The organism is Winogradskyella sp. (genome assembly GCF_025210595.1).
Classification (GTDB): Bacteria; Bacteroidota; Bacteroidia; order Flavobacteriales; family Flavobacteriaceae; genus Winogradskyella.
Genome location: NZ_JAOARH010000086.1, coordinates 1 through 3,079, shown reverse-complemented (window position 1 = coordinate 3,079; position 3,079 = coordinate 1). Strand labels below are relative to the sequence as shown.

Sequence of the window (3,079 nt, the reverse complement as noted above, 5' to 3'; positions counted from 1 at the left end):
GCTCAATATTTAATTGTAATAGGTGTTTTAAAACTAAAAGAAGATTAATCGCTCTTTTTAAACGGTCTTATAATTAGCCTAGCAGCCTTATCAAAATTGATATAGTTGTAACTCCAGTTAAAGAATATTATTACTCTATTTCTAAAGCCTACAAGAGACATTAAATGCACAAACATCCATACAAACCAAGCAAAAAAACCTCCAAACTTATAGTGTTTTAAATCTACTACAGCTTTGTTTCTTCCAATAGTAGCCATAGAACCTTTATCCTTATATTTAAATGTTTGCAATGGTTTATTATTGATTAAACGCATTAAGTTTTTGCCTAATAAAGCACCTTGCTGTATAGCAGGCTGTGCAACTTGCGGATGCCCTTTTGGGTACTTGTCTGATGGCATTAAAGCAATATCACCTATTGCAAAAATGTTATCATATCCTTCTACTTGATTGTAAGAGTTAACACGATACCTATTGGCTTGTTCTACTAAAGCATTAACATCTAACCCAAGCACAGGAGATCCTGTAACACCTGCTGCCCAAATTAATGTTTCTGACTGCATTTCTAAATCAGAGTTTGTTTTTACCGTTAAACCATCATAATCTTTCACAAATGTATTACAGTGCACTTGCACACCTAAAGCTTTAAGAAATCGTTCTGCTTTTTTAGAAGCATGCTTGCTCATTGGTGGTAAAACACGATTAGCCCCTTCTAACAAATGAATTTTCATGTCATTTGGGTCTAAGTCATGATAATCTCTTGGTAAAATATTATTTTTTAGCTCAGCAATTGCTCCTGCCAACTCAACACCTGTTGGTCCTCCACCGACTATAACAAAATTTAGATAAGCTTCTTGCTTTTGTTTAGAATTTGCTATTGCTGCCTTTTCAAAATTTTGCAAAATAAGACTTCTAATATTTAAAGCTTGAGGCACTGTTTTCATTGGCATACTATTAGATTCAATAGATTTGTTGCCAAAAAAATTCGTTTTTGTTCCGGTAGCAATAACCAAATAATCATAGTTTAAATCACCTATATTAGTCGAAATTTTATTGCTTTCTGAATTTATAGACGTCACTTCGGCCAATCGAAAAAAAGAGGTTTCATGCTTTTTTATAATTTTCCTAAGAGGATAAGCAATAGAGTCTGGCTCTAAACCAGAAGTAGAAACCTGATATAAAAGCGGTTGAAATGTATGGTAATTATGCTTATCAATTAAAACAACTTGAATATTTTTATTAGCTAAGGTTTTTGCTAAATTTATACCAGCAAAACCACCACCAATTATAACAACTCTTGGCAGGTTAGATTTAGGAATATTCATAAATTAATGAATTGAATTTGCTTATACAAAAATACGATTTAAGAGCTGAAAGAAATACTTTTTCAATAATTAGTGTAACAAACTCTAAAGTATAACTACATATAGACAACTAACCATTTTCATCAATTGAACAAAGAACTCGAACATAGTTTTGTTGAACAGTTACAAAAGCATCAAAACATTGTACATAAGGTATGCCGATTATATACCAACAATATAGATGCACATAACGATCTGTTTCAAGAAATCACCATACAACTATGGAGAGCATATCCAAAGTTTAGAGGCGATTCTAAATTTAGCACTTGGATGTATCGTGTTGGCTTAAATACTGCCATAACCTTATATCGCAAATCTAAGCGTAGAATTAATACGCAAGAGTTTGATTCAGTTCAATTTAAAATTAAAGCCGAAGAATATGATGATACCGAAGAACAACAATTAAAGTTATTATATAATGCGGTACATCAGCTAAACGATATAGAAAAAGCCTTGGTCTTTTTGTATTTAGAAGACAAAGATTATAGGGAAATAAGTAAAACTTTAGGTATAACTGAAGTTAATGCACGTGTAAAGATGAATCGTGTAAAGAAGAAATTAAAAACAATATTAAATCCGTAGCCCTATGGATGAATTAGAATTATTAAAGAAAAATTGGAATAAAGGCACTAATGATTTTAAAAATTATTCAGATGCAGAGATTTACCCAATGTTACATAAAAAATCGTCTTCTATTGTAAAAACACTATTTTACATTAGTATCGCAGAACTTGTATTTTGGGTATTGATAAACCTTATACCTTTTTTTCTATCTGACACGTATAAGGAAAGAATGAAAGAAAGCTATGAAAACCCTCTATTTATTGGTATTACAATTTTTGGGTTCTTAGTTATTTTCACTTTTATGTATTTATTGTTTAGATCTCATAAATCAATATCAACAATAGATAATGCTAAAAAATTAATGGAAAGCATATTAAATACTCGAAAAATCATTAAGTATTATGTGCTTTATAATTTGCTTGTTATTTTTATTTCTTTTCCATTATCCCTTTATTTTGAATTTAATCAGAATCCTGTATTTCATGACCAAGTAGAGTCTATGAATTCTTCGCAAACAATAATGCTCTATGCAATTACTGTAATAGTTGCAGGTATATTTATATTAATCTTTTGGTTATTCTATAGGTTACTTTATGGTATTTTATTAAAACGTCTCAATAGAAATTATAATGAGCTTAAGAAATTAGAAGTGTAACACTTACTAAGCATGAATAGATCTTTAAATATTCATAAAACCTTAATCATCTTTGCTATACCGCTACTTTTAGTTGCTTCGATGATATATTTCACCAGTACTTCTTTCTTTAAAGCTAATACTGATAAATTAAGCTTAGCAATTACTATAGATTTATTGTTAACAGTACCTTTAATTTATTTCTTACTTATTAGAAAAACAACAATACCAAAAACTACCATTGTTCCTTTTGTTATTCTTAGCATTGTTGTTTGTTCCTTTATTCTTCCTTCTGAAAATCAGCATTATTTAAGCTTATTTAAAACTTGGGTTCTGCCTTTAATAGAAATATCTGTTTTATCATATGTAATCTACAAAATTGTTAAAACCATTCGATTATATAAACAACATAAGAAAGAAACCGCTAGTGATTTTTTTACAATTTTAAAATCTACTTGTCAAGACATTTTACCTAAAGGCATCGTTATACCTTTTGCTACAGAGATTGCTGTTATTTATT

General features: G+C 29.6%; 3 protein-coding genes and 1 pseudogene. 3 read left to right on the top strand and 1 reads right to left on the bottom strand.

The window, feature by feature from the left end; all coding sequences use genetic code 11:
• Nucleotides 1–44 precede the first annotated feature (44 nt).
• The gene (locus N4A42_RS09210; protein ID WP_294073159.1) at nt 45–1,322 is read right to left on the bottom strand and encodes an NAD(P)/FAD-dependent oxidoreductase; all 1,278 of its coding nucleotides are present in this window, start codon (nt 1,320–1,322) and stop codon (nt 45–47) included.
• 126 nt (nt 1,323–1,448) lie between these two features.
• On the opposite strand from N4A42_RS09210, the gene N4A42_RS09205 reads away from it, so the two are divergent.
• From N4A42_RS09205 to N4A42_RS09195, 3 genes and pseudogenes are all read left to right on the top strand, one after another.
• Complete coding sequence (locus N4A42_RS09205; protein ID WP_294073157.1) at nt 1,449–1,943, top strand: RNA polymerase sigma factor; 495 nt, start codon at nt 1,449–1,451, stop codon at nt 1,941–1,943.
• Nucleotides 1,944–1,947: 4 nt separating this feature from the next.
• Nucleotides 1,948–2,580: a hypothetical protein gene (locus N4A42_RS09200; protein WP_294073155.1), complete on the top strand. Its 633-nt coding sequence runs from the start codon at nt 1,948–1,950 to the stop codon at nt 2,578–2,580.
• Nucleotides 2,581–2,592: 12 nt separating this feature from the next.
• A pseudogene (locus N4A42_RS09195) lies at nt 2,593–3,079 on the top strand (hypothetical protein); the annotation flags it as partial.